At 69.7% G+C, this 2,152-nt stretch carries 2 protein-coding genes; both read right to left on the reverse strand.

The window, feature by feature from the left end; genetic code table 11:
* Window positions 1-714 (reverse strand): branched-chain amino acid ABC transporter substrate-binding protein (locus ACWCO3_RS34110; RefSeq protein WP_450014091.1); only part of this gene is annotated, 714 nt, incomplete at its 3' end.
* Between the two features lie 355 nt (window positions 715-1,069).
* A complete protein-coding gene (locus ACWCO3_RS34115; RefSeq protein WP_450014095.1) occupies window positions 1,070-2,095 on the reverse strand; it encodes a hypothetical protein in 1,026 nt (341 codons plus the stop codon).
* Window positions 2,096-2,152 lie beyond the last annotated feature (57 nt).

The raw sequence follows: 2,152 nt of genomic DNA on the forward strand, positions 1-2,152 counted from the left end.
CTCACGGGTGTAACCGCCGTAGAAGACGAAGTCCGCCTGAGCGGCCTTGATCTTGGAGACGGTGGCGTCGAACTGCGTCTGCCGCTCCTGGATCTTGTCCTTGTTCACGACCAGCGGGCCGAGCTGCTTGCCCAGCTCGTCGGTGATGCCGGCGCCGTAGGCGCTGGCGTCGTCGACCATGAAGACCTTCTGCGCGTTCTGGGTCTTCAGGTAGCTCGCGACCGCACCAGCCTGCGTGCCGTCGTTGCCGACGACGCGGTAGAAGGACGTGTTGCCCTTCTGGGTCAGGTCGGTCCGGGTCGCCGAAGGGCTGACCATCGCCAGGCCGGCGGCCTGGTAGATCGGCATCGTCGCGTCCGACTCACCCGAGAAGTGACCACCGATGACGCCGAGGAACGAGTTGTCACCGGCGATCTGGTTCGCGAACGGGGTCGCCACCGCGGGGTCACCCTGGGTGTCGAACTCCTGCATGGTGACCTTGCAGTTCGGGTTCGCGGTGTTGAACTGCTCCACGGCGAGCTTCGCGCCGTTCAGCGACGGGATCACCAGACCCGCGTTGTCACCAGTGAACGCGCCGAAGATCGCGATCTTGCCACCGCAGTCACCGGACGCGGTCCCACCCTCGCCGCTGCCGGAATCCTGGCAACCAGCCGCGACCACCAGGGTCGCGGCGAGCGCAACGGTGCCCAGCGCCCGTACATAGCTTCGCCTCACGGCTTCCTGACCTCCTCCAGATGCGGACCTGGCTGACCCGAAGCGACGGCGACAGCAGCAGACCGCAATTCCACCCACCCCGCAGGGACTCCCCCTGCGTTACGGCTCGTGATGGCGGAGCGTACCGACACCGCATACCGTCCCGGAAGGCCTGAACGCGGGGTCTGCGAAACCGTTACGAAGACGTGGGCAATCTTGTCGATGTCCGTCACAGGTGAATCGGCCAGACGGTCCTTAAGCGCGCGCCCGGTCCGAATCCCACCCACGCTCAGGCGGGCCGCTCCGACCCGGAACAAGCGTCGCTGAACTGCGAAAACAGCGCGCTCGGGCTGCCGCACCACAGCACAGTCGGCTTTCAGACCCCGGTGCCGGCCGCCCACCACAACCCGGCTCTGGTGCCGTCGTCCGCAGCCAGCCACCACCGGTCACCCACCGCCACCAGCGTCACGTCCCGGTCGACACCCGCCGGCACATCGAGCGGCATCGCGGCCTCCCGCCACGACCCACCACGATCCGTCGACACCCACACCGAATGCCGCGCACCGTCGACCACCGCGGCGAACAGCTGATCGCCCGACGACACCAGCGACGTCACCGCCGGCACCCCCGCGCCGGCCCGCCGCCCGAACGTCCCGGCCGCCACCCAGCCCGCCGCCTCCTGCCGCCACGCGCCGAACGTCGACCCCCGCAGCCCGACCGCCACCGGCACACCGCCGACCAGCACCACCCGCTGCAACTCCTCGTACTCAGAACCGCCCGGCAGCACAGTGCGCCGCCACGACCGCCCATCCGGCGACGACCAGACCGCCGGGTCCCGGTCGATCCGACCGGCCGGCAGGAAACCACCCACCGCCAACCAGCCCGACGACGTCGCCACCGAGTCGAACGCCCAGGTCACCCCCATCGCATCACTGGCCAGCTCCGGAGCACCCTCGACCAGCGCGAACTCCGCCGCGTCCGGCGACCCCACCCAGGAAGCCGCCCCCGCCGAACGGTTGCCGACGATCAACCAACCCTGCGGACCGGCCGTCAGGCGGGACACGTTCACCGCCGTCGGCCCGCCGTACGTCTCGAACGGCGCCTGCACCTCGACCAGCGCGCCATCGGCCACCTGCCGCCACGTGCTCACCCGCGGATAACCGTGCGCGCCACCGACCTTCGCGCCGATCAGCGCCGCCCTCCCGTCCCGGCAGGCCACCGACAGGAACACGTTCTGCCGACCGTAGAAGGAATCCGGACGCACCGGCAGCACCGTCCAGGTCGCACCGTCCACACTGGTCCAGGCCGCCGGACGTGTGCCGCCCTCGGCGTCGACGACACCACCGACCACGAACCACCGGCCCGCGCAGACGACCAGATACAGCACCGGACGTTCCGTCATGCCCGCATCCTGCCCGACTCGGCGGAGGCGAAGTCGAGCGCATACCGATTGCGCATG

This window comes from Micromonospora sp. NPDC002411 (assembly GCF_053592955.1).